Genomic DNA, 21,742 nt, shown 5'->3' with positions numbered 1-21,742 from the left:
CATCGCGGAGAGGCGGACAGGTCGGGCAGGCATGGCGGACAGCGGACAGACGAACAGTCGAACAGGCGGACAGACGAACAGACGAACCGACGACCAGACGAACAGACGAACAGACGAACGAACGAACAGACGGACAGACGAACGAACGAACAGACGGACAGACGACCAGACGACAGACGAACGGCGGAAAGGCAACAAGGCGGACCAGCAACTCAATAGACTGGCGGGCTGGCAGGCTTATATCAGGATATCGTCTTCTTGGCGGTTTTTCCCGCGCTCTTACGCTTCGGCTTGGTCACGACTTCCGGCTCGCCGGAACCTGCACCCTCCGCTGCCGCTTTGGTCCTTTTGCCGCCGCCCGCGGCCGCTCCTTCCGCCGCGGGCGCCTTCGTCCGGCCCCGCTTGGACTTGGCCGGCCCGGGATCGGTGGCGATCGGCTTGACAGCCTCGATGCTCGCCTGGAGCGCGGCCATCAGATCGATCACATTGCTTTCCGGCCTGGCCGGTGCAAGGCTGATTTCTTCTCCGGCCACTTTGCTTTCGATCAACTGCAGGAGGTTTATCCGGTAATCGTCCGTGTATTTTTCCGGCTCAAACGGGGTGGACAACTGTTCGATCAGCAGTCGGGCCATCGTAAGCTCCTTTTCGTTGGTGCTGATTTGCTCGGGAAGATTCGGCACCTGGGAGATCGGGCGGATTTCATCCGGGAAAAAGATGGTCTCGACCGCCAAACAGCCCTCCATCACCCGGATCGCGGCCAGGCTGCTCTTGGAGCGGATGGCGATTTTGGCGATCCCGATTTTACCCGATTGACGCATCGCTTCAAGCAGCAATTGATAAGCGTTCGATCCGGCTTGATCCGGAGAAAGATAGTAGGTTTTCTGAAAATAAATCGGATCGATTTCATGCAGATCGACGAAATCGAGGATCGTGATGGTTCTTTCGGTGCGGGCGGATAGCTGTTCCAATTCTTCTTTTTCAAACAGAACATACTTGCCCTTCTCGTACTCGTATCCGCGCGCAATTTCTTCCCAGTTTACGTCTGCGTCACATGTCGGGCAGCGCCTGACGTACGAGATGGGACTCCCGCATTCCTTATGGATATACTTCATCGAAATATCTTTATCCTCGGTGGCGGAGAACATTTTGACCGGTACATGAACGAGGCCGAAGCTGATAGCCCCCTTCCAGACGGTATGCATCTATCAATCACTCCTTGAAATTCGCATTTTTCTTAGTATTGGATAAAATCCGGTTTTCTATAAGGGTCCGTTCCAACCGAACGGGGGTGGATTCCGTGTTGCGGGGCTTGGGACAGACCGATATAATGGGGACATACGTTTTTTGAGGGTCTTTAGATGCGCGGTGGGGATTTGTGCAAGAAGATGCGATAACGTCGCTTAAGCTTAAGCCGTTTAAGTTGTATCTACCCGACAGGGTTATACTATATTTTGGAATCCTCGCCTCCATGCGGCGAGTTGGATCTGCGTCCTACTGATCACTAGCGTCCGTCGCATTAGCGGCGTTTTGGGCCGTTATTTCGGCCCGATTCGCATTTGCGGGAAAAATAGCGGTCAAAAAAGGCCTTATTACTCTGGTGGGGGTCCTAAAATCAGGATTTTACCTGCTTTTCACCAAAATAAGGCCTCAAAAGACCTCTATTTCTCACCAAAGGGACGATTTCGACAAAATAGCGGCGCAAAAGGCCCCTATCCACGGCGAGTTCACCAAGGACATACGATAAGTTTGCGAGCGCGGCGCTTGCTCGCAGCATGCTTATAGAGCTGATGGAAGCCACCGGCCAAGCCGGAGGTTCTGACAGAAAGAAGGTACCGGAGAATGGATGAATGGATGTTTGATAAAGCCGCCGCGGGACTCGTGTTTCGGGCGGAGAATCTGGAGGGGACGGACAGCCTCGCCGGCCGGCTGGCCAATTTGGCCGTGCCCGGGACCGTCATCGCGCTGGACGGGGACCTGGGGGCGGGAAAGACCGCCTTCTCCCAGCGGTTCGCCAAGCATTTGCAGGTCACGGACACTGTAAACAGTCCGACGTTTACTTTGATCAAGGAATATGCGGGCAGATTGCCCTTTTACCATATGGATGTGTACCGGTTGTCGCTGGAAGAGGCGGAGGAGCTGGGGCTGGATGAGTATTTTTTCGGCACCGGGGTAACTTTGGTGGAATGGGCGAGCCTGATCCAAGAACTCCTGCCGCCGGAGGCTTTGTACATATATATCGAAACGGGAATGGGCGGAGAGCGGACATTTTACTTGAAAGGCTGCGGGCAGCCTTATGAAGCTTGGATCGATCACTTGCGGGAGAATGGAGTCGGGAATAATGAGCAACGAGCATGAAGTACGGCCAATCCGGCGGTTATTGGCTTTCGATACATCGACATCCTCCCTGGCGGTGGCCGTGATGGAAGACGGCAAACTGCTGGCGGAGCGGAATATCCGCGCCGAACGCAACCATTCGGCGTATCTGGTCGGCGCCATCGGCGACGCGCTGGCGGCCGCCGGCATCGCCAAGGCGGCGCTGGACGGGGTCGCCGTCGGCGTGGGCCCGGGCTCTTATACGGGAGCCCGGATCGCCGTAACGACGGCGAAGACGCTGGCGTGGGCCCTGCACCTGCCGGTGTACGGCCTATCGAGCCTGGAGGCGCTCGCCTGGGGCGGGTTCGCGCAGGGCGCGGGCCTGGACGCCGCGAACCTCGGCGTCCCAACCTCCCCGGCGGCAGCGTCCGCCGGGGCAGCCGGAACCAGCGGGGACCACTGGGTCATCCCGCTGGTGGACGCACGGCGCGGTCAAGCCTATACCGCGCTGTTTGCCGCCGGAGCCGGCCGGCCGTCGCCGGAGCGCATGGAGCCGGACGCCGTCCGGCTCATGGCCGACTGGACGGAGCAGCTGGGCGCCCGGCTGCGGGAACTGACGCCGGCGGAACGCCCGGCCGGCGTATGGTTCGTGGGCGAAACGGGGCAGCATGCGCCCGTGGCTGAGTCGCTTCGTCCCTTACTGGGCGAAGCGCTGCACGTGATTCCCTACGAACTGGAGGGAATCACCGTCGGCTTGGCCGCCGTCCGCCGGGCGCGGACGGCCGGCGGCGACGAGGTGCACGCCCTGGAGCCGAACTACACCCAACTGGCCGAAGCCGAAGCCAAACGGCTGCGGGAACGGCGTTAGGGGGCCGGCGCGAACATGGGACAATTACAGGAGGAGACCGGCGGGCATGTCCGGTTCCGCACGATGGAGCTGGGGGACATCCCCGATGTGATGGTCATCGAGCATGAGTCCTTTTCGCTGCCTTGGAGCGAAGAGGCTTTTCGCAACGAGTTGACGTTGAACCATTTCGCCCGTTACCTGATTATGGAGATGGACGGGCAACCGGTAGGGTATGCCGGGATGTGGACGATCGTCGATGAGGCGCATATTACGAATATCGCCGTCCGGACCGCTTTTCGCGGACGGCATTTGGGCGAGCGGCTGCTGCGCCGCTTGATGGAGTGGGCCGGGGAGCTCGGCATGGAACGGATGACCCTAGAGGTGCGGGCCACCAACCGGGTCGCCCAATCGCTCTACACCAAATTCGGCTTTGTTCCGGCGGGGGTGCGGAAGGGATATTATTCGGATAATCAGGAGGACGCCGTGATCATGTGGTGCGAGCTGCCCGAGGAGCTGCGCGGAAGCGGCGAGAAGGAAGGAAGCGAATAAACTTGCGGAATCAGGATTGTTATATACTTGCGGTGGAGACGAGCTGCGACGAAACGTCGGCGGCGGTCGTCAAGAACGGGACCGAGGTTCTGTCGAACTTGATCGCCAGCCAAATCGAGACGCATAAAGCGTTCGGAGGCGTTGTTCCCGAAGTCGCTTCCCGTAAGCATGTGGAGAGCATTACGCTCATGCTGGAGAAAGCGATCGACCAGGCAGGAATCGCTCCGGAAGATCTGTCCGCCGTAGCGGTGACCGAGGGGCCGGGGTTGGTCGGGGCCCTGCTGGTTGGCATTATGGCGGCGAAGAGCCTCGCTTTCGCGCTGGACAAGCCTTTGATCGGCACCCATCACATTGCGGGCCATATTTATGCCAATCGGCTAATCGGAGAGATCCGCTACCCGTGCCTGGCCTTGGTCGTATCCGGCGGGCATACGGAGCTCGTGTTCATGAGGCAAGAAGGCCATTTTGAGCTAATCGGACGGACGAGGGACGATGCGGTCGGCGAAGCCTATGACAAGGTGGCCCGCGCGCTGGGCTTTCCGTATCCGGGCGGCCCGCATGTCGACAAGCTGGCGGTGGAGTCGGCGGTGGCGGAAGAACTTCCCCGTGCCTGGCTGGAGCCCGATTCTTATGATTTCAGCTTCAGCGGTCTGAAGTCGGCCGTCCTGAACGCGGTCAATCAGCATCGCATGCGCGGGGAGGACGGCTATCAGGACGCGATCGCCCGCGGCTTCCAGGAATCGGTGATCGAGGTCGTGGTGGAGAAAGCGATTCGCGCCGTCAAATCGACCGGCGCCGTGCAGCTGCTGCTTTGCGGCGGGGTGGCCGCGAATCGCGGGCTCCGACAGGCTTTGGACGCGCGCTGCGAACGGGAAGGGATCCCGCTGTCGATCCCGCCGATGAAATACTGCACCGACAACGCGGCCATGATCGGTGCCGCCGCCTACCTGAAATGGCAGCGCGGGGAGTTTTCGGAGATGGAGTTGAAGCCCGAACCCTCCTTGTCCTTGGAAGCCTGGTCGGCACGCTGAACCCAAGCAAACAAACAATCGAAGGAGTCCTCATTCCGACCGATCAGTCCGCGGATAGAGGACTCTTTTTACTTCCGAAAAGGGCGGTTTACTTAGTATACTGGGAGAAAGAGAGTCGTTTTGAAAGGAGGATCCTCGCGATGAGCTACAAAAACACATTTATCCTGATCTCACCCGATTGCCCGGTTAGGGAAGGGATTGAACCGACAAGCCGGAAGGAGAGCAAGCCCGTACATGTCATTCAGTACGAGCTGCTTACGGCGCATCCGTATAAATATGTTTACGATGAACTGCTTTTTGAAACGCATATCCGGCATAAAGGCATTTCCGAGTCCATGCTGCAGGACAGCAGGCAAGAAATTTGGGACAGCTTGTTTGCCAAGAAGCATGCCTGTATGCGGGCCTCGGCCCTCCCCAAAAGATACGGCTGGGGCGTGCATTATGATGCGGCGGGGAAGATGGCGATTTACGGGGCGGACACGCCGCAATATCGCTCGTTTGCGGAAAGCGGGGGCAAGGACATTCAGCTTCTGTACGCCATGCGCAGCCGGAAAGCTTAGAGCGCTCCATGCGGCGAGGCCATTCATTTTAATGGAGAGAAGGATACAAAGATGAACAAGATTCAAGGACCCCTGATCACAAAAGATTCGCTATGCGCCGATTTGCGGGCGCTCGGCGTTGAAGAGGGAATGACGCTGCTCGTGCATTCCTCTTATAAGTCCCTGGGCGGCTTTGTTGCCGGCGGACCGGTTGCGGTCATTCTGGCCCTGGAAGAAGCCTTGGGCGAGACGGGAACGCTGGTTGTTCCGACGCATTCCGGGGATCTTAGCGATCCGTCCGGCTGGCAGAATCCCCCGGTTCCCGAAGCTTGGTGGGAAACGATCAGGGAACAAATGCCGGCTTACGACCCCGATTTAACTCCGCTTTGGTACATGGGAGTTATCCCCGAGTTGTTCCGGAAACAAGGTGGGACGATTCGGAGCGCACATCCGAATGTTTCCTTTGCCGCCAGGGGGGCGAAAGCCAGGGAAATCACCGGCGGCCACGGCCTTGAATACGGGTTGGGCGAAACCTCGCCACTGGCGAGGATTTACGAGGCGGAGGGCTGGGTTCTGCTGCTGGGTGTCGGGCACGGCAACAATACTTCCATCCATTTGGCGGAATATCGGGCGGATTACCCCGGCAAGAAGGAGACCGTTCAAAAAGCGCCCATGATGGTCGACGGTCAGAAGAAGTGGGTAGCCTATCGGGAGGTCGAAATCGATGCCGAAGACTTCGACCGGATCGGGGCCGATTTCGAACGGGACACGGGGTTGGTCCGGCGCGGGAATTTGGCGGGAGCGGCTTGCCTGCTTATGCCGCAAAAGCCGCTGGTGGACTATGCCGTAGATTGGATGACCCGCAACCGGAAGTAACCGGCCCAGCCCAAGCGGGTCGGTTTGTTAGTGGCTTTAGCCAGTTGAGCTCGCGAAGCGTGCGAAACAAAAAACGTCCAACTCCAAAAAGATGCAAATCCTGCAGGTATTTTAGGCCGATCCCCGAGGGGATGCGAAAAAAGATGCAAATCTGCAGGAATTTCTAGCGATTTTAGAGAAACGAGCCGGTTTCGTCAAAAATTCCTGCAGATTTGCAGGAATTTTGAAATTTTGGGCCCCAAACAAGAAAAAAAGATGCACATTTGCAGGAATTCTATATTATCAAGGTGGTCTGAAGGGGGACTAGTAATAATCGCCCCCCCTTCAGGGGGAGGCAAAAGCGGCAACGGCATAGAGGCTTGAACGAAGTGAAAGCTAGCGCCTTTAGACGCGAGCCGGTAATAAAGGTAGTTTGACGGGTGGTTATAATTTACTGAAAAATCCCCATGCTCATATACCGTTCTCCGGTATCCGGGGCAATGCAGAGTACCCGCTTGCCTTTTCCGAGCATTCGGGCCAGGCGGAGAGCGGTCCATACCGATGCGCCGGACGAGGGACCGACCAGGATGCCTTCCTCGGCGGCAAGCCGCCGTACCGTATCCAGCGCGTCGTCATCCTCGACCTGAACGATCTCGTCATAAACTTGGGTATTGAGGATAGCCGGGACGAAGCCAGGGCTCGTGCCCACCAGTTTATGCGGACCGGGTTCGCCGCCCGATAGAACGGGGGAGCCTTTGGGTTCCACGACCGCAATGTGAAGCTCCGGCAAATGCTCGCGCAAATATTCTCCTGTCCCGGTAATCGTTCCTCCCGTACCCGAGGTGGCGACAAAAGCGTCGAGCCGCCCTTCCATTTGAGCCAGAATTTCCGGACCTGTCGTCAAGCGGTGGATTGAAGGATTAGCCGGATTCTGAAACTGCCCGGGAATAAAACTACCCGGTATGCTTGCCTGCAGTTCCAAAGCTTTCTCGATAGCGCCCGGCATCCGCCGCGATGCGGGGGTGAGCACGACGTCGGCTCCGTACGCTTTCAACAGATTAATTCGTTCGGAGGTCATATTGTCCGGCATAACGAGAATGGCCTTATATCCCTTGGCGGCCGCATTCATGGCCAGCCCGATGCCGGTGTTTCCGCTGGTCGGTTCGATGATCGTACCGCCCGGCCGGAGGTGTCCGGCCTTTTCCGCCTCCGCGATCATATGGGAAGCGGCCCGGTCTTTAACGCTGCCGCTGGGATTGAAAAACTCAAGCTTCACATAAACCTCCGCGTCATGCGCCCCGGTCAAACGATTTATTTTTACGGCGGGCGTTTCGCCTACCAGATCCACGATAGAATCCACTACTCTCCGTTTCATGACCCTTCGCCTCCGTATCTTCGGTTCGCCATTGGAAAGATGACGATTATGTCTATTGTACTCATGACGGTGTGGCGGTTTCAACGCAAAACTTAAGAAGGGGGATTCCCCGAAAACCGCCGGTATGATATCGTTTAACTAACAACGAAGACGAAGCCGGGAGGTTTCGTCTTCGTGCGTTAAGAGGGCAGGAGTAATTCAATATTTGTGATTTATATCACAATAAGGGGTGGATCATGAATAGAATGGCTAGTATGCCAACCAGCGTAAAGTTATTAATGAGCCTTCATTTTGTGCTGGGTGCCGGGGCCCTTTTTGGCGGAGGGACATTAGTGCTGGATCCCAGCGGGCGGTTGCTGGGGATGCCTCCGGATCTAATGCGGGCCCCTGTTTTTCCGAATTTCCTGATTCCGGGCTTGATTCTCTTTTTTGTACTCGGTGTCGGCCCGCTGGGAGTGCTGTTTTCTTTGGCAGGCCAAAAAAGCTGGAAACTCGGAGAAGCGTTAAATGTGTTCAAAACGCTTCACTGGTCGTGGACGTTCTCGCTGTATATCGGTTTTGCCTTAATCATTTGGATTACCGTACAGATGTATGTGCTTCAAGCAGCATCCGTTGTCCATGCCGGTTACCTATTTTTGGGCCTGCTCATTCAGACGGTAACCCTGCTCCCCGGCACGCAGGATTACTGCCGGAAGACGTGAACACAGCTTACCACGACTCAAGTTTCGTTCTTTTCCAGGTATCCTTGGCTACGCAGACGTAAATGTAATTTTCATCCCAGGTGATATCTCCCTGGTTTCCGGGGGAGTTCACCGAAACGGGCGTGCGTGATTCACGGATCCGAATCGCATCTCCGTTGACATCGAGCTTGCTCTCCGGGGAGGACGTCCCAATCCCGACGTTTCCCTTCTCCCGGCTGGCAGCGATGGCGCTGTCGATAGGCTGGCCTTGGTCGTCATACCGGATCAGGTTAAAATCGGCGCCTTTATTCCCCGCGGTTTCACCGCTGTTCGTCCGCAGCGCCCATAGCGGTGTGGTCGCGTTGTCTTTGCCGGTTTTGGCAAATTGCACGTCCCGGGCGCCTTCTCCGGCCACTCTCAAAATACCGTCCATCACGTTGAAATTCGAGGAATGCGTGCGAATCTCGGCTACGTCGGTATCGTATGGAATTTCGAACCGGGTAAATAACTCGCCTTTGTTTTGGCCCGTGGGTGACATGGTCGTTTCGATGGACAGATGTTTATGGTCGTGCTGTTCCGGATTGTTGGCTTTATCGTGGGACACGATGGCTGTTTTGTCATCCCCGTTTTGGTCGGCCCAAGATATGGCCGGTTTTGCTCGATCGGCGGTCCACTGCAGCCGGATCAAGTCGGACAAATGACCTTCGTCGGCGACCCATTTTTGATTGGTCGACAGATGGATGCGCTCGTTTTCGGGAAAAGCGACACCGCCGCCGGGCAAAGAAGACTCCTTGACGGATAGGGAAGAAGATGAGCTTCCGGACGCACCGGACCATTGGCAACCGCCGACTATCATCAGGCTTGCCCCCAAGGCGGCAATAGAGACGACTTTAACTAACTTCATCATCAAACTCCTTTATGACAATTTTGTAATAATTATATATAAAATGATTGTATTTTTTCATGTAAATGGCAATAGGTATTTCGTTTGGTTTACTTGGGATCGAGTTCCAGGCGTAATTCGGAATATCAGGAAATGGGAGATTCGTCTCATAAATAGAGAAAGGAAGGGAACGAAAATGGGAAATGATTTGATAGACAAGAACTATACGAGGTACGTTATTTTACTTACTTTAAATCCCGGGAAAACGTTGGACGAGCCCCTAATCCGGGAGCATGTGCGTCATTTGCGGAAATTGGACCGTTTGGGGAAATTGGTCATGTGCGGGCCTTTCGGGAATTACAAAGGCGGGATGGTGATTATTGAGGCGGAAGGCATGGAAGAAGCGATGCAATGGGCCGAACAGGACCCGTTTGTGAAATCGGGAGCGGAGAACTATGAAATCCGGACCTGGGAAATATCTTGCGAGGAGAACAATCATTTGGGAATGGGTTGATAAAAAGTCAAGCTGTGGACAATATTATCCACAGTTTGCCTGCTTGCATTATGAAAATTCGTTGAAAGCTTGCCTGCCAAAGGTCCCGGCTTATTTGTGAAAAGACCATATTCACTTTCAAAAAACTGTGGATAATGGGTATAACTCCGTGGATAATATAGGGAATTCGCCTGTCGCAGCCTAAAATCCAAGAAAAAACGACCATGATGGCCGCTTTTTCTTGTGGGTATCCTTGTTAATTTTGTGGATAAAGTTGTGAATAAAGGAATCCGGGCTATTTTGACTATTTTGCAAACTATTCGGCCGCCAGTTTCTCCCATTCTTCATAAGCGGCCCCCAGTTCCGACTTGAGCTTATCAATCGCGGCCTGCCGCTCCTGCAGCACAGCATAGTCCTGATAGACTTCGGGCAGCATCAGCTCGGCTTCCAAATCGGCGATGTCCGATTCGAATTTGGCGATGCTTTCTTCCAGCTGTTCCAACCTGCGGGCGCGGGCTCTTTCCTGCCGTTTCGCCTGCTTTTCCGCCTCGTACGAAGTCGCGCCGGCTTTCTCCCCGGCAGAACTGTTTGCATTGCGGTTCTCTTTCCCGGAAAGGATCATGTTCTGCTCGGCAACCATCTCACGCAGTTCCTGTTTTTTCTCCAAATAATCGTCATAATTACCCAGGAAATGTTCTATTCCTTCGGGATTCAGCTCCTCGATCCGCTCGGCCATCTTATTCAAAAAGTAACGGTCATGCGAGATGAACAGCAATGTTCCGTCATAATCCAGGAGCGCCGACTCCAGTACCTCTTTGCTGAACAAATCCAAGTGGTTGGTCGGTTCGTCGAGAATCAGCACATTGGCTTTTTGCAGCATCAGCTTGGCCAGAGAGACCCGCGCTTTTTCCCCGCCGCTTAATGCCGCGATTTTCTTAAGCACATCCTCGCCGCTGAACAAGAAATTGCCGAGCACGCTGCGGATTCGAACTTCCTCCAAATGGGGGAACGCGCTCCAAACTTCCTCCAGCACGGTATTGTCCGGGTTTAAATGACTCTGTTCCTGGTCATAATAACCGATCTTCACCTTCGTTCCCCAGGTAATCGTACCCTTTGCGGGGGAAAGGTCTCCGGTGAGTATTTTTAACAGGGTCGACTTACCGATACCGTTGGGCCCGATCAAAGCTACGGTCTCGCCGCGTTTTAAACTGAAGGAAACGTTGTGGAATAAGGGTTCGGCGCCGGGCTCGAAGGCATAGGACAGGCCGTCAACCTGCAGCACATCCTTGCCGCTCATGATTTCCGCTTCAAAGGAGAAATGCGCTTTCTTCAAATCGCCGAGCGGCCGATCCATGACCTCCATTTTTTCGAGCGCCTTGCGCCGGCTCTGCGCCCGTTTGGTCGTTGAAGCCCGCACGATGTTACGCTGGATAAAAGCCTCCATCCGGGCGATTTCATCCTGCTGCTTCTCATAGAGCTTCATTTGGCTTTCGTATTCCGCCGCCTTCAATTCGATATAACGGCTGTAATTCCCGGTATACCTGCGCGACTGGTGCCGTTCGATCTCGACGATCACATTGGCGAGCCGGTCCAGAAAATAACGGTCATGGGAAACGACGAGCAAGGCGCCCGAATAGTTCCTCAAATAGTCCTCCAGCCATGTCAGTGTCTGGATATCCAAATGGTTGGTAGGTTCGTCCAGCATCAGCAGATCCGGGGCTTGGAGCAGAATCCGGGCGAGCGCCAGCCTGGTTTTTTGCCCTCCGCTTAGCGTGGAGATCACCGTGTCGGGTGAAAAATCGCCGAATCCCATCCCGTGCAGCACGCTGCGGATGCGGGTTTCGATTTCATAACCGCCATGGTCCTTAAACCAATCGGACTTGGCGGCGTATCGGCTAAGCAGTTCTTTATAGGCTTTATCCTCATGGTCCGCGGCGGGATCGGCGATCTGGATTTCCATCTGCCGGAGTTCCCGCTCGGTTTCCGTCAAATCGGAAAAAACGGCGAGCATTTCCTCCCAGATGGTGCGGTCCGATTGCAAACCGCTATTTTGGGCGAGGTATCCGACCCGCGTTTCCTTCGCTTTGAAAATTTGTCCGCCGTCCGGAGTCAATTCACCCGCTAAAATTTGCAGCAGGGTGGACTTCCCGGCGCCGTTTACACCGACGAGACCGATTCGGTCCCGTTCCAGAACCTGGAGGTTGATCCCGCCGAGAATGGTGGTTACTCCGTACAATTTCTTAATGTCCGTAGCTTGAAGCAGCATATCGTATTGATCCTCCTATATCGCACCTATCTGTATTCAGTGTACATGAAATACGGGGCAAATGCACCGCTCATTCCCGGCGGAACAGGGATGAAACCTGCCGGTTCAGTTTTCATTTTTCGTTAACAATGATACACTAAGGGAGGAGATGGCAGTTCCCGTATTTTCACGGGAGGGAGTTTACGAATGGACATCAAGGAACGCAAAAAAAAACTTAGAGCTCACATGGCCGGGGTGCGGTCGAGTATTCCGGAGGCTGTGCGCCAGGCCGAGGCGTTGGCTGCCTGCCTGCGTGCGGAACGGGAAGTGCTCGGTCCGCTGCGGGCCCGAAAGGGCGCTCCTCTTACGGTTTTTAGTTATTTGTCGTTTCGCGATGAACCGGACACAACCCCTCTTTTGCGGAGCTGCAGGGATCGGGGAGACCGGATCGTTGTTCCCCGTGTAGCGCGTGATGGACGGATGACGCTGCATCTGGTGAACGGGACACAGGACCTGACCGAAGGAACATGGGGCATTCCCGAACCGAGTGAACGGGTGCCCGTATGGCCTGTCAGCCGTTACGGAGAGTTGGATCTCGTTCTTGTACCCGGCCTCGCTTTTGACGGTTTCGGCGGCCGCATCGGCTATGGCGGCGGATATTATGACCGTTTCATGAGCGTTTTGGAAGGGGCGCACCGTGCGGTCCCGGGTGAAAGCCCACGGGTTGTGAAGGCGGCCCTTACATACCGGGAGCTTATCGTAGAAGAGCCGCTTCCGATGGAGGAACATGATTTCAGGCTGGACATGCTGTTTACGGCGTCCGGTATAATATATATAGAAGGAAAGTAGTGAGGAAAAGAATGGTTTCGGCAGATGACCAGGGGAAATTGACGCATTTTAACGAGCAGGGCAGGGCACGTATGGTGGATGTCTCCGGTAAGGAAGCTACGGTCCGCATAGCGGTTGCGGAAACGACGGTCACCATGCATCCGTCCACGCTGCAAGCGATCAAGGAAGGCCGGGTCGGAAAGGGAGACGTCCTTGCCGTAGCGCAAATCGCCGGAATTCAGGGAGCGAAGCGTACGTCCGATTGGATTCCGATGTGCCACCCGTTGCCATTGACCGGGGTGAACCTCGTTTTTACCGATAATGGCAAAGACGAACTTTATGTGGAAGCCACGGTGAAGACCGAGGGAAAAACCGGTGTGGAAATGGAGGCTCTCACGGCCGTTTCCGCCGCGGCGCTTACCGTTTACGACATGTGCAAAGCACTGCAGAAGGATATCGTGATCGGCCCGACGCAGTTGCGCTCGAAGAGCGGCGGAAAAAGCGGAGACTACGTGCGAGAGAACTAAACGAAGCTAAGCTCTGGTTAGGAGCATGAAATATAAAGCTTATATCATTTGACGTTCCGAGATGGATGAGGAGGGTGACTCATGGTTTGGAAAACAGCGATCCTTACGGCAAGCGACAAAGGAGCCAGAGGCGAACGTGAAGACACGAGCGCCCAGGTAATTCGCGAGCTGGTGGAGGAAGAGCTTGGCGGAGAGATTGTGGAGTATCGGATCGTACCCGATGAACCGGACGAAATTATCGCGGCCTTGATCGAAATGACCGATTATTTTCACGCGGATTTGGTGCTGACGACGGGCGGAACGGAACTTGCGATTCGGGATGTAACTCCGGAAGCGACGCGGAGAGTCATCGAGCGGGAGGTTCCGGGTATGGCGGAAGCGATGCGCTATGCGGCGATGAAAAAAAACCGGGGAGCCATGCTGTTCCGGGGAATTGTCGGCATTCGCGGCCGCACCTTGATTGTAAATTTGCCCGGCACGCCGAAAGGGGTACACGAAAACCTCGCGGCTATTATGGATCAGCTTCCGGAAGCGCTGCTGATGGTTACCGGTCAATTTCGGCTGTAAGCGATGAACCCCAAGGGGCATGGGGGAAATCCGTCGAAAATATGGACTAATTTTGTGATATAAGTTATGGTATATCTATAATGAAAGGGTTTGCGGAAGGAGAGTCAGGATGACAGGCGGGATTTTGTTAATCATTATTGCGGCTTTGCTGCTGTTTGGACCCAACAAATTGCCGGAGCTCGGACGCGCCGTTGGACGGACATTCCGTGAATTCAAGGAGGCGACCCGGGATATCGTCGAGGACGAGCCCGAGGCGAAGAAAGCCGAGGCACCGGTGGCCGCTGCGGCGGTTCAGCCCGAGAAGGGCGACCCTCGTCGCCTGCCGGAGTGAGCCTAACTTGAGAGAACAGCTTCCAGCAATCCTTCCCTGAACGGGAGGGATTTTGTTTGCTCATGTCGCATGTGATAGTAAGGAGGCAAAATTTTGGCTGAAGAGCAGGATAAGCAAAGTATTGTCGCTCATTTGGCGGAACTGCGTCGGCGGTTGTTTTATGTCTTATCGGTATTTGTGCTGGTTCTCGTGGCCGCCTTTTTCGTCGTGGACCCGATCTATCATTATATAACGATCAATGCGTTATCCGGCGTCCGGATCGAACTGAACGCCTTTTCGTTTTGGGACGGTGTCGGCGTCTACATGAAAATCGCCATGGTGGTGGCGCTGGGCGTTACCCTGCCTTTTACGCTGTATCAGCTCTGGGCGTTCGTCAGCCCGGGGTTAAAACCGGCGGAACGTAAAGCTACCTTAAAATACATCCCGTACGTGTTCGTCTGTTTTCTGGCGGGTGTGGCTTTCGGATATTATGTCGTCTTTCCGCTGGCGATGTCGTTTACGGGCTCGCTGAACAAGCAGCTTGGGCTGATCGAAACCTACGGCATGGCGGATTATTTCAAATTTTTGATGAATATCGTCCTGCCGATTTCCCTGTTGTTCGAACTGCCGTTGGTGATCCTGTTTCTGACCCAATTGCGGCTGCTCAATCCCGTGCGATTGAAAAAAATGCGCCGTGTGGCCTATTTCATACTGGTGGTCATTTCGGTCATGATTACCCCGGCCGACTTCTTCTCGGCGTTTCTGGTGCTTGTACCGCTCATTCTTCTCTACGAACTGAGCGTCGTGTTGTCCAAGCGGGTACATCAGAAACAGCTCGCGACGGATGCGGAGCGGGAACGGAAATATAAATAGTTTTAGAGTTAAAAGCAACCCGGCTCCGGGGCAGATATGCCCGTGCCGGGCTTTTTGCGTACATATCATCACACGCTGTGCAGGGGAATATATTTATTCGCCGGAGGATAGAATGGTGAGGCGAGGCTGTCCAAGATTTTCATAAATTAAAGACAAAAATTGTATCAGGGACTTGAAATCTGCAAACAAGTTGAGTATCATAAAAGTGGTTATTAGCACTTGGGTATGTCGAGTGCTAATGCATAGTTTACATCTATCCATCAACACAACATATTTAAAGGAGGCTATTTTTTCATGATCAAACCTTTAGGTGAACGCGTATTGGTAGAACCGATCGAACAAGAAGAGACAACCGCTTTCGGAATCGTTCTTCCGGACACGGCGAAGGAAAAACCGCAGGAAGGCCGGGTAGTCGCTGTAGGCAGCGGCGCGCTGAAAGACGGCGTTCGTGTGCCTCTGGAAGTGAAGGAAGGCGATCGCGTCTTGTTCTCCAAGTATGCCGGAACAGAAGTGAAGTACGAAGGTAAAGAGTATTTGATTATGAAAGAGAGCGACATTCACGCCATCGTCGGCTAAGACGGTGCGTTATACATCCGTATTACAGCAGTAACCATTTATAATTAACCAGGGAGGTAATTTACTAATGGCAAAAGAAATCAAATTCAGTGAAGACGCCCGCCGTGCAATGCTCCGCGGTGTTGACACTTTGGCTAACGCAGTAAAAGTTACGCTTGGACCTAAAGGACGGAACGTCGTTCTGGAGAAAAAATTCGGCAGCCCGTTGATCACAAACGACGGTGTGACGATCGCGAAAGAAATCGAGCTGGAAGACGCTTTTGAAAACATGGGCGCTCAGCTCGTTAAAGAAGTAGCGACTAAAACAAACGACGTGGCCGGTGACGGTACGACAACAGCTACGGTATTGGCTCAAGCGCTGATCCGCGAAGGCTTGAAGAATGTTACGGCAGGTGCCAGCCCAATCGGACTGCGTAAAGGGATCGACAAAGCCGTTCGCACAGCGGTTGAAGAACTGAAGAAGATTTCCAAAACGATCGAAGGCAAGCAGTCCATCGCTCAAGTTGCGGCGATTTCCGCTGCGGACGAAGAAGTGGGCCAACTGATTGCCGAAGCTATGGAAAAGGTAGGCAAAGACGGCGTTATCACTGTAGAAGAATCCCGCGGCTTCGCAACCGAACTGGAAGTCGTAGAAGGTATGCAATTCGACCGCGGCTACGTCTCCCCGTACATGATTACGGATACGGACAAAATGGAAGCCGTGCTTGACAACCCGTATATCCTGATCACCGACAAGAAGATCAGCAGCACGCAAGAAATTTTGCCGATCCTTGAAAAAATCGTACAACAATCCAGACCGCTTCTGATCATCGCCGAAGATATTGAAGGCGAAGCTCAAGCGATGCTGATCGTGAACAAACTGCGCGGTACATTCAGCGCTGTGGCCGTTAAGGCTCCTGGCTTCGGCGATCGTCGCGAAGCGATGCTGCAAGATATCGCCGCACTGACGGGCGGTCAAGTGATTACCGAGAAACTCGGCTTGGATCTGAAGAGCACGACCGTGGATCAACTCGGTAACGCTCGTCAAGTTATCGTTACTAAAGAAAACACGACCATCGTTGACGGCAGCGGCGATAAGAACGACATCACCGCTCGCGTTAACCAAATCCGTGCGCAACTGGAAGAAACCACTTCCGAGTTCGACAAAGAAAAACTGCAAGAGCGTCTGGCTAAACTGGCCGGCGGTGTAGCGGTTATCAAAGTCGGCGCGGCTACGGAAACCGAGCTGAAAGAGCGCAAACTGCGCATCGAAGACGCCCTGAACGCAACTCGCGCTGCGGTTGAAGAAGGGATCGTATCTGGCGGTGGCGTAGCGCTCGTGAACGTATACAACGCGGTAGCCAACCTCAGCCTGGTCGGCGACGAAAAAACCGGTGCGGAAATCGTACTGCGCGCTCTGGAAGAGCCGGTTCGTACGATTGCTGCCAACGCCGGCGAAGAAGGTTCGGTTATCGTTGACCGCCTGAAGAAAGAACAAGTGGGTATCGGCTACAACGCGGCTACCGGCGAATGGGTCAACATGTTTGACGCTGGTATCGTCGATCCGGCCAAAGTTACCCGTTCCGCATTGCAGCATGCCGCTTCCGTTGCAGGTCTGTTCCTGACTACCGAAGCTGTCATCGCCGACAAACCGGAACCGGAAAAACCGGCTATGCCTGACATGGGCGGCATGGGTGGAATGATGTAATAAAGGGTACGAAAACCCTGTAATAAGCATAACGAAAAGGCTCCCGAGAGGGAGCCTTTTTTACTTAGTGGCTTTAGCCAGTTGAGCACGCGAAGCGTGCGAAACAAAAACCACCTGCTATGCGGGTGGTGTAGTGCTGCTTATAGCAAAAACAACCTGATGGGTTCGTTATCATAGAGGTGTTCAAGCTGCTATGTATAGCGAAAGGAAAAGGTGGCTTAATGGCTAATCGAAGTGAAATGTCACCTACAAAGAGGCGCCTAGAGTGCTTCCAAGCTTCCAACTCCAAAAAGATGCAAATCTGCAGGTATTTTAGGCCGATCCTCGAGGGGATGCGAAAAAAGATGCAAATCTGCAGGAATTTCTAGCGATTTTAGAGAAACGAGCCTATCTCGCCGAAAATTCCTGCAGATTTGCAGGGATTTTGAAATTTTGGGCCCCGAACAACAAAAAAACATGCACATATGCAGGAATTCTATATTATCAAGGTGTCTGAAGGGGCACTAGTAATAATCGCACCCCTTCAGGGTAGGCATAAGCGGCAACGGCATAGTAGTTTGAACGAAGTTCAAAGCTAGCACATTTAGACGCGAGCCGGTAATAAAGGCTTATAGCCTAAGAGCAAACCACCCGTTTGACGGGTGGTTATGATACGGATCAGGTAAAAATCTTTATGTGAATAGCTTAATGATCAGTCTGGGGAGATAAAACAATGCCTCTGATAACCAAGTGATGAAGTTAGCGGCTTTTTCCGATTTTCTTCTTCCAAACTCCATTATGACACCTCGCAATGGAAGCACTTTGCTAAATCATATCCAATTTGAGAGGAAGAAGCTACAATTGTAAGCGGACTCCTTATTGTTTTTGAATTGTTGAAGCTGCTAATAGAACGGCATTTGTTGTACCGCCACCAATATTATCAAACGAATAGACCACAGTAGGAACACCTCTCATGGTTACATAATCACCATCAAGGATATCGCCTGTTGACCCTAAATAGATTCCTATCACTGAATTATTGTTATCATCTATTATATGAATTTCTGAAACAGTTCCAAAATCAGTTTCTTCTTCTTCAATCTGAACGATATCCCCACTAACCTTGATCATTTTTTCAAGATATGGAGATATATTTTTGAAAATGTGGCGCGATGTTACATTTGAGTCGACTAGTGATTCTGCTTCTTTTTTTAATTCAACGGTGCCTGCAGGAAATAAATTACTGTGATCGACTATGTAATTGTATGACTTTTCGTCCAATTCAGCTCCTGAGTAATATAAGGCGATCTGGTTCATTACTTCTGCTGCTGCTACCTTTTCTTGTTCTTTAGCTGCAGCCTCCTGTGCTGCTATTGTTTCTTGCTCCTTCTTCTCAGCTTCTTCTTTTTCAGCCAATTCCTGTTTAAGCTTTTCAGCTTCGGCTTTTAATTTTTCAATTTCCTCTTGATTTTCACTAACTGTGCCGCTATCCACGTTTGACTTAGGCGCCGAATTGCTCTTATTGTTCCCGCCACAAGCGCTAAGGGCAACCGCTAAAGTAATAACCAGAAATAAGCTCAATAATTTCTTCATATTCTTCCAACCTTTATTTCCCCATCGGCTGAGGTACTTGCTTAATCATTCTGACAATCACCGTTTCATAAAGGTAAAGCCCCACGATTTGTGAGGCCCTAATCTTGCTTTATTTGTTTTGCAGAACAATCTTAACTTCGCCGTCGTTGCTCAAACTGAGTACGGTTAAATCGACATCGATTTCAAGCTCTTTCCAATCCTTAGGTACTTGATAAATCAAGTTCCCCTTAATCTTTTTACCGGCGGCTAAAGCCCCATCCATTGTTTTCTCCTGGCCCTTAATGGCATGAGCGGTGATGTCTTCGTTTATAGAAAACCCATCCTGATAGGCATTAAACATCAACATAGAACTAACGGTATAATCCTTCTCGGAAATATTTTCAATTAACAAACCGACAGAAACGAACTCTTTGCCTTCTTCCGGTGCTATAAATTGATTATCGCTCTTTGGTTTGGTCAAACTTTCCACGCTAACCTTGAAGTTCTTGGTTTGAATTCCCTCGCCAACAGCGGTAATGGCGGTTTCTTCTTTTTTCTCCGGTTCCTTTGATGGTTCTTGTTTTGGCTCGGTTGTCGCTGCCTTATCCTCGCCTGCTTTTGCCGGTTCCGCGGTATTCGCGGTTTTGGTCGTATCCGTAGAATTCATGTTAGAACCAATGATGCCGATGGTCAGAATGATTAAAACCCACACCCACCATTTTTGATACCATTTCTTTTTAGCCTTTTCCAAAATAAAAATCCCCCTAAATGTAGTTAAATAGAACTAATTCAATATTACCATCATTTGGAGGGATGAGAATAAAAAAATAAAACTCTACCAGGTCTATCGACACAATAAGCGAATGTGGACTTATCCATCTTTTGTACTAAATTCAGTTCGATTCGAATCAAGCTGCCATAAAATTTCAACCAATTGGCTCCGCTGCTCTAAAGTTAAACGCTCAAGCAATTTATTCGATATTTCCCCCATCACTTCTTCCGCTCTTTCCATTAAGGATTTCGCACTGTCCGTAAGCTGCAGGATGGTGGCGCGCCGATCGGATGTATCGGGGGTACGGACGATAAATTGATCCTTCTGAAGCGCGTCGACGAACTGGGTGACCGTACGGGCTTTAATGCCCAAATTTTTCGCCAGCTCATTCATTCTGATTTGACCGGCTGCGGAAATCTCCAATAGAACGCGTAATCTTGGCCCCGTTAATTGTTCCGGCAAACCGTAAGATATTAATCCCATTTCAAATTGCCGTTGCAGAAGATGATTGATTTTAAACAACAGATGCAATAAATCTTGGGCCGACAGCTCTCCGTAGCCGGAAGATGAATCTGAACTCATCATAAATCCTCCTTGACATCCCAAAAATTAGTGAGTATACTCCCTTTGTCAAGTAAATGGTGAGTATACTCATTATATGTTTACTCTCTATTTATCATTTTACTTCATTCCGCGGTTTATGTACAGGGAGGTGATATATCCTGCAGCGACTTTAAGCTTATTCATTAACACAAGGAGGATCTTGGTCGATCATGACAAACCCATCCATCGCAAGCTCTGAACCGTTTTCGCTTCGTAGAATATTACCCGCACTATTACCTGTTTTAACCGGAATGCTCCTAGTCATGCTGGATAGTACGGTCATGAATGTAGCGATTCCACAACTTGAAAAAAACTTTCATACGGATCTAAAAACGATCCAGTGGGCGATTACCGGATATACCCTTGCTCTATCTGCAGTAATCCCTTTGGCAGGCTGGTTTTCGGACCGCTTCACCTCGAAAAAAGTGATTTTAACCTCCGTCTTCTTATTTACAGGCTGTTCCGCATTATGCACTATTGCCACAACGCCAGCTCAGTTAATTATATTCCGCATTTTGCAGGGTCTCGGAGGGGGAATGATTGCCCCGATTAGCATGGCGCTTTCTTTCAAGCTGGCTCCCCCGGACAAACGGGGCTCAGTGATGGGGATTTTAGGTTTACCCATGTTGATTGCTCCCATTGCGGGACCCGTATTGTCAGGCTGGTTACTGGACTATATGCATTGGCGGTGGATTTTTCTCATCAATATCCCTATCGGTCTGTTCTCCTTTATATGGGGGATTAAACATCTTCCAGAATCCAATTTGGGAAAAGACGTGAAGTTGGATATTTGGGGGGCCATTTTAGCTCCCGTATCCTTCTCCGCATTGGTTTATGGTGTGCATAGCGGCAGCAGCGAGGGATGGGCAGATATTACCACGATGATGTCCATCACCATAGGAGTAATTCTTCTGACCACCTTTATTTTGGTAGAAATTCGAAAGAAAGAACCGCTGCTTGAACTACGTTCCTTTCTTTCTAAGGAGTTCAGCAAAGGTATGATACTTACCTGTCTGAATTGGACCGCATTAGCAGGGTCGGCTTTATTAATACCTTTATTTTTGCAGCAGGTAAGAGGTTTTTCATCCTTTGAGTCGGGCTTGCTTGTCATCCCGCAAGCGATCATGTCTTTTATCGGGATGCAGCTTGGCGGCAGGCTGTTTGATAAATACGGTGCACGGCCCGTGGTGTTTGTAGGACTTGTCTTTCTGGCAAGTGCTTTGGGGGGATTATCGGGAATTCGGGAAACCCGCAGATTGGAACTATTGATCGGCTTTATCGCCTTTATGGGCTTGGGGCAAGGATTAGCGACGATGCCGCTCAGCACTTATGTTTTGAAATCCGCCCCAGAACACCTCATAAGTCGGGTTACTCCATTAACTGCATCCGCCCAGCAAGTTTTCGGGTCGTTTGCCGTTGCGCTCATGTCCGGTTTTCTAACCTCGAATATTAAAAGTCACTTGGCTAGTGTCACGGCGGGTTTACCGGGATCACAAGCAGGGGCAATGACGGCAGGATTTTGCGACACCTTCCTGATTTCCATGATATTAGCTGTTTGCGGTGTGATCCTGAGCCTGTTTTTACGGAAATCGGAAAAATATTCAACAACCAATCATTTTAAAAGTAAGGAAGTGTAAT

The 21,742-nt window shown here is 52.2% G+C and carries 23 protein-coding genes; 16 read left to right on the top strand and 7 right to left on the bottom strand.

From position 1 onward, the window contains the following. Positions 1 to 242 precede the first annotated feature (242 nt). Positions 243 to 1,202 (bottom strand): non-homologous end joining protein Ku, encoded by a 960-nt coding sequence (ku, locus tag FRY98_RS06305; protein WP_148450837.1) that lies wholly within the window; start codon positions 1,200 to 1,202, stop codon positions 243 to 245. A 637-nt stretch (positions 1,203 to 1,839) separates the two neighbouring features. Between ku and tsaE the strand changes: the two genes are divergently transcribed. The 6 genes from tsaE to FRY98_RS06275 all read left to right on the top strand — a co-directional run bounded on the left by tsaE (position 1,840) and on the right by FRY98_RS06275 (position 6,155). Beyond that, positions 1,840 to 2,355 (top strand): tRNA (adenosine(37)-N6)-threonylcarbamoyltransferase complex ATPase subunit type 1 TsaE, encoded by a 516-nt coding sequence (tsaE, locus tag FRY98_RS06300; protein WP_225040382.1) that lies wholly within the window; start codon positions 1,840 to 1,842, stop codon positions 2,353 to 2,355. Beyond that, a complete protein-coding gene (gene tsaB, locus FRY98_RS06295; protein ID WP_148450836.1) occupies positions 2,339 to 3,181 on the top strand; it encodes a tRNA (adenosine(37)-N6)-threonylcarbamoyltransferase complex dimerization subunit type 1 TsaB in 843 nt (280 codons plus the stop codon). The genes tsaE and tsaB overlap by 17 nt, the downstream gene beginning before the upstream one ends. Positions 3,182 to 3,196: 15 nt before the next feature. After that, positions 3,197 to 3,709, top strand: coding sequence for a ribosomal protein S18-alanine N-acetyltransferase (rimI, locus tag FRY98_RS06290; protein WP_225040378.1), 513 nt, complete (start codon positions 3,197 to 3,199; stop codon positions 3,707 to 3,709). Positions 3,710 to 3,711: 2 nt separating this feature from the next. Next, entirely contained in the window at positions 3,712 to 4,740 is a 1,029-nt protein-coding gene (gene tsaD, locus FRY98_RS06285; protein WP_420819692.1) for a tRNA (adenosine(37)-N6)-threonylcarbamoyltransferase complex transferase subunit TsaD, read from the top strand. 140 nt (positions 4,741 to 4,880) lie between these two features. After that, positions 4,881 to 5,300: a DUF6157 family protein gene (locus FRY98_RS06280; protein ID WP_148450835.1), complete on the top strand. Its 420-nt coding sequence runs from the start codon at positions 4,881 to 4,883 to the stop codon at positions 5,298 to 5,300. A gap of 51 nt (positions 5,301 to 5,351) precedes the next feature. Beyond that, positions 5,352 to 6,155: an AAC(3) family N-acetyltransferase gene (locus tag FRY98_RS06275; RefSeq protein ID WP_148450834.1), complete on the top strand. Its 804-nt coding sequence runs from the start codon at positions 5,352 to 5,354 to the stop codon at positions 6,153 to 6,155. A 430-nt stretch (positions 6,156 to 6,585) separates the two neighbouring features. Here FRY98_RS06275 and cysK read toward each other — a convergent pair whose 3' ends face one another. Beyond that, entirely contained in the window at positions 6,586 to 7,509 is a 924-nt protein-coding gene (gene cysK, locus FRY98_RS06270) for a cysteine synthase A (RefSeq protein ID WP_148450833.1), read from the bottom strand. Between the two features lie 236 nt (positions 7,510 to 7,745). Between cysK and FRY98_RS06265 the strand changes: the two genes are divergently transcribed. Beyond that, positions 7,746 to 8,210, top strand: coding sequence for a hypothetical protein (locus FRY98_RS06265; RefSeq protein ID WP_148450832.1), 465 nt, complete (start codon positions 7,746 to 7,748; stop codon positions 8,208 to 8,210). 7 nt (positions 8,211 to 8,217) lie between these two features. Here FRY98_RS06265 and FRY98_RS06260 read toward each other — a convergent pair whose 3' ends face one another. Next, positions 8,218 to 9,093 (bottom strand): hypothetical protein, encoded by an 876-nt coding sequence (locus FRY98_RS06260; RefSeq protein ID WP_148450831.1) that lies wholly within the window; start codon positions 9,091 to 9,093, stop codon positions 8,218 to 8,220. Positions 9,094 to 9,268: 175 nt separating this feature from the next. Between FRY98_RS06260 and FRY98_RS06255 the strand changes: the two genes are divergently transcribed. Then, positions 9,269 to 9,586, top strand: coding sequence for a YciI family protein (locus FRY98_RS06255; RefSeq protein ID WP_148450830.1), 318 nt, complete (start codon positions 9,269 to 9,271; stop codon positions 9,584 to 9,586). A gap of 295 nt (positions 9,587 to 9,881) precedes the next feature. Here the strand turns inward: FRY98_RS06255 and FRY98_RS06250 are convergent, their stop codons facing one another. Next, on the bottom strand, positions 9,882 to 11,831 hold the full coding sequence (locus FRY98_RS06250) for an ABC-F family ATP-binding cassette domain-containing protein (RefSeq protein WP_148450829.1): 1,950 nt from the start codon (positions 11,829 to 11,831) through the stop codon (positions 9,882 to 9,884). 186 nt (positions 11,832 to 12,017) lie between these two features. Here FRY98_RS06250 and FRY98_RS06245 point away from each other — a divergent pair, with 186 nt between their 5' ends. The 7 genes from FRY98_RS06245 to groL all read left to right on the top strand — a co-directional run bounded on the left by FRY98_RS06245 (position 12,018) and on the right by groL (position 17,178). Beyond that, on the top strand, positions 12,018 to 12,659 hold the full coding sequence (locus FRY98_RS06245) for a 5-formyltetrahydrofolate cyclo-ligase (protein WP_148450828.1): 642 nt from the start codon (positions 12,018 to 12,020) through the stop codon (positions 12,657 to 12,659). Between the two features lie 11 nt (positions 12,660 to 12,670). Continuing rightward, on the top strand, positions 12,671 to 13,165 hold the full coding sequence (moaC, locus tag FRY98_RS06240; RefSeq protein WP_148451211.1) for a cyclic pyranopterin monophosphate synthase MoaC: 495 nt from the start codon (positions 12,671 to 12,673) through the stop codon (positions 13,163 to 13,165). A gap of 81 nt (positions 13,166 to 13,246) precedes the next feature. Further along, the gene (locus FRY98_RS06235) at positions 13,247 to 13,732 is read left to right on the top strand and encodes a MogA/MoaB family molybdenum cofactor biosynthesis protein (RefSeq protein ID WP_148450827.1); all 486 of its coding nucleotides are present in this window, start codon (positions 13,247 to 13,249) and stop codon (positions 13,730 to 13,732) included. 109 nt (positions 13,733 to 13,841) lie between these two features. Next, a complete protein-coding gene (tatA, locus tag FRY98_RS06230) occupies positions 13,842 to 14,063 on the top strand; it encodes a twin-arginine translocase TatA/TatE family subunit (RefSeq protein ID WP_148450826.1) in 222 nt (73 codons plus the stop codon). 93 nt (positions 14,064 to 14,156) lie between these two features. Then, positions 14,157 to 14,915 carry a twin-arginine translocase subunit TatC gene (tatC, locus tag FRY98_RS06225; protein WP_148450825.1) on the top strand — a complete coding sequence of 253 codons (759 nt, stop codon included), beginning with the start codon at positions 14,157 to 14,159 and terminating at the stop codon, positions 14,913 to 14,915. A gap of 294 nt (positions 14,916 to 15,209) precedes the next feature. Continuing rightward, a complete protein-coding gene (gene groES / locus FRY98_RS06220) occupies positions 15,210 to 15,491 on the top strand; it encodes a co-chaperone GroES (RefSeq protein WP_148450824.1) in 282 nt (93 codons plus the stop codon). Positions 15,492 to 15,558: 67 nt separating this feature from the next. Continuing rightward, positions 15,559 to 17,178, top strand: a complete 1,620-nt coding sequence (groL, locus tag FRY98_RS06215) for a chaperonin GroEL (protein WP_148450823.1) — start codon at positions 15,559 to 15,561, stop codon at positions 17,176 to 17,178. A gap of 855 nt (positions 17,179 to 18,033) precedes the next feature. On the opposite strand, the gene FRY98_RS06210 is transcribed toward groL, so the two are convergent. The 3 genes from FRY98_RS06210 to FRY98_RS06200 form a co-directional block, all read right to left on the bottom strand. Further along, positions 18,034 to 18,750: a hypothetical protein gene (locus FRY98_RS06210; protein WP_148450822.1), complete on the bottom strand. Its 717-nt coding sequence runs from the start codon at positions 18,748 to 18,750 to the stop codon at positions 18,034 to 18,036. A gap of 109 nt (positions 18,751 to 18,859) precedes the next feature. Continuing rightward, a complete protein-coding gene (locus tag FRY98_RS06205; protein WP_148450821.1) occupies positions 18,860 to 19,480 on the bottom strand; it encodes a DUF4352 domain-containing protein in 621 nt (206 codons plus the stop codon). 120 nt (positions 19,481 to 19,600) lie between these two features. After that, complete coding sequence (locus FRY98_RS06200) at positions 19,601 to 20,083, bottom strand: MarR family winged helix-turn-helix transcriptional regulator (RefSeq protein ID WP_170287034.1); 483 nt, start codon at positions 20,081 to 20,083, stop codon at positions 19,601 to 19,603. Between the two features lie 191 nt (positions 20,084 to 20,274). Here FRY98_RS06200 and FRY98_RS06195 point away from each other — a divergent pair, with 191 nt between their 5' ends. Further along, positions 20,275 to 21,741: an MDR family MFS transporter gene (locus FRY98_RS06195; RefSeq protein WP_148450819.1), complete on the top strand. Its 1,467-nt coding sequence runs from the start codon at positions 20,275 to 20,277 to the stop codon at positions 21,739 to 21,741. The last annotated feature ends 1 nt before the right edge of the window (position 21,742 follow it).

Origin of the sequence: Paenibacillus faecis (genome assembly GCF_008084145.1) — a bacterium.
Taxonomy (GTDB): domain Bacteria; phylum Bacillota; class Bacilli; order Paenibacillales; family Paenibacillaceae; genus Fontibacillus; species Fontibacillus faecis.
This window is presented reverse-complemented; position numbering and strand designations above follow the sequence as displayed.

Excerpts from the sequence above, each read along its gene's own strand:
- FRY98_RS06260 (WP_148450831.1), bottom strand. The coding sequence starts at position 9,093 with ATGAAGTTAGTTAAAGTCGTCTCTATTGCCGCCTTGGGGGCAAGCCTG.
- FRY98_RS06235 (WP_148450827.1), top strand. The coding sequence starts at position 13,247 with ATGGTTTGGAAAACAGCGATCCTTACGGCAAGCGACAAAGGAGCCAGA.
- ku (WP_148450837.1), bottom strand. The coding sequence starts at position 1,202 with ATGCATACCGTCTGGAAGGGGGCTATCAGCTTCGGCCTCGTTCATGTA.
- groL (WP_148450823.1), top strand. The coding sequence starts at position 15,559 with ATGGCAAAAGAAATCAAATTCAGTGAAGACGCCCGCCGTGCAATGCTC.
- FRY98_RS06210 (WP_148450822.1), bottom strand. The coding sequence starts at position 18,750 with ATGAAGAAATTATTGAGCTTATTTCTGGTTATTACTTTAGCGGTTGCC.
- FRY98_RS06250 (WP_148450829.1), bottom strand. The coding sequence starts at position 11,831 with ATGCTGCTTCAAGCTACGGACATTAAGAAATTGTACGGAGTAACCACC.
- FRY98_RS06265 (WP_148450832.1), top strand. The coding sequence starts at position 7,746 with ATGAATAGAATGGCTAGTATGCCAACCAGCGTAAAGTTATTAATGAGC.
- groES (WP_148450824.1), top strand. The coding sequence starts at position 15,210 with ATGATCAAACCTTTAGGTGAACGCGTATTGGTAGAACCGATCGAACAA.
- moaC (WP_148451211.1), top strand. The coding sequence starts at position 12,671 with ATGGTTTCGGCAGATGACCAGGGGAAATTGACGCATTTTAACGAGCAG.
- FRY98_RS06195 (WP_148450819.1), top strand. The coding sequence starts at position 20,275 with ATGACAAACCCATCCATCGCAAGCTCTGAACCGTTTTCGCTTCGTAGA.
- FRY98_RS06275 (WP_148450834.1), top strand. The coding sequence starts at position 5,352 with ATGAACAAGATTCAAGGACCCCTGATCACAAAAGATTCGCTATGCGCC.
- cysK (WP_148450833.1), bottom strand. The coding sequence starts at position 7,509 with ATGAAACGGAGAGTAGTGGATTCTATCGTGGATCTGGTAGGCGAAACG.
- tsaE (WP_225040382.1), top strand. The coding sequence starts at position 1,840 with ATGGATGAATGGATGTTTGATAAAGCCGCCGCGGGACTCGTGTTTCGG.
- FRY98_RS06255 (WP_148450830.1), top strand. The coding sequence starts at position 9,269 with ATGGGAAATGATTTGATAGACAAGAACTATACGAGGTACGTTATTTTA.
- FRY98_RS06245 (WP_148450828.1), top strand. The coding sequence starts at position 12,018 with ATGGACATCAAGGAACGCAAAAAAAAACTTAGAGCTCACATGGCCGGG.
- FRY98_RS06280 (WP_148450835.1), top strand. The coding sequence starts at position 4,881 with ATGAGCTACAAAAACACATTTATCCTGATCTCACCCGATTGCCCGGTT.
- rimI (WP_225040378.1), top strand. The coding sequence starts at position 3,197 with ATGGGACAATTACAGGAGGAGACCGGCGGGCATGTCCGGTTCCGCACG.
- tatA (WP_148450826.1), top strand. The coding sequence starts at position 13,842 with ATGACAGGCGGGATTTTGTTAATCATTATTGCGGCTTTGCTGCTGTTT.
- tsaB (WP_148450836.1), top strand. The coding sequence starts at position 2,339 with ATGAGCAACGAGCATGAAGTACGGCCAATCCGGCGGTTATTGGCTTTC.
- FRY98_RS06200 (WP_170287034.1), bottom strand. The coding sequence starts at position 20,083 with ATGAGTTCAGATTCATCTTCCGGCTACGGAGAGCTGTCGGCCCAAGAT.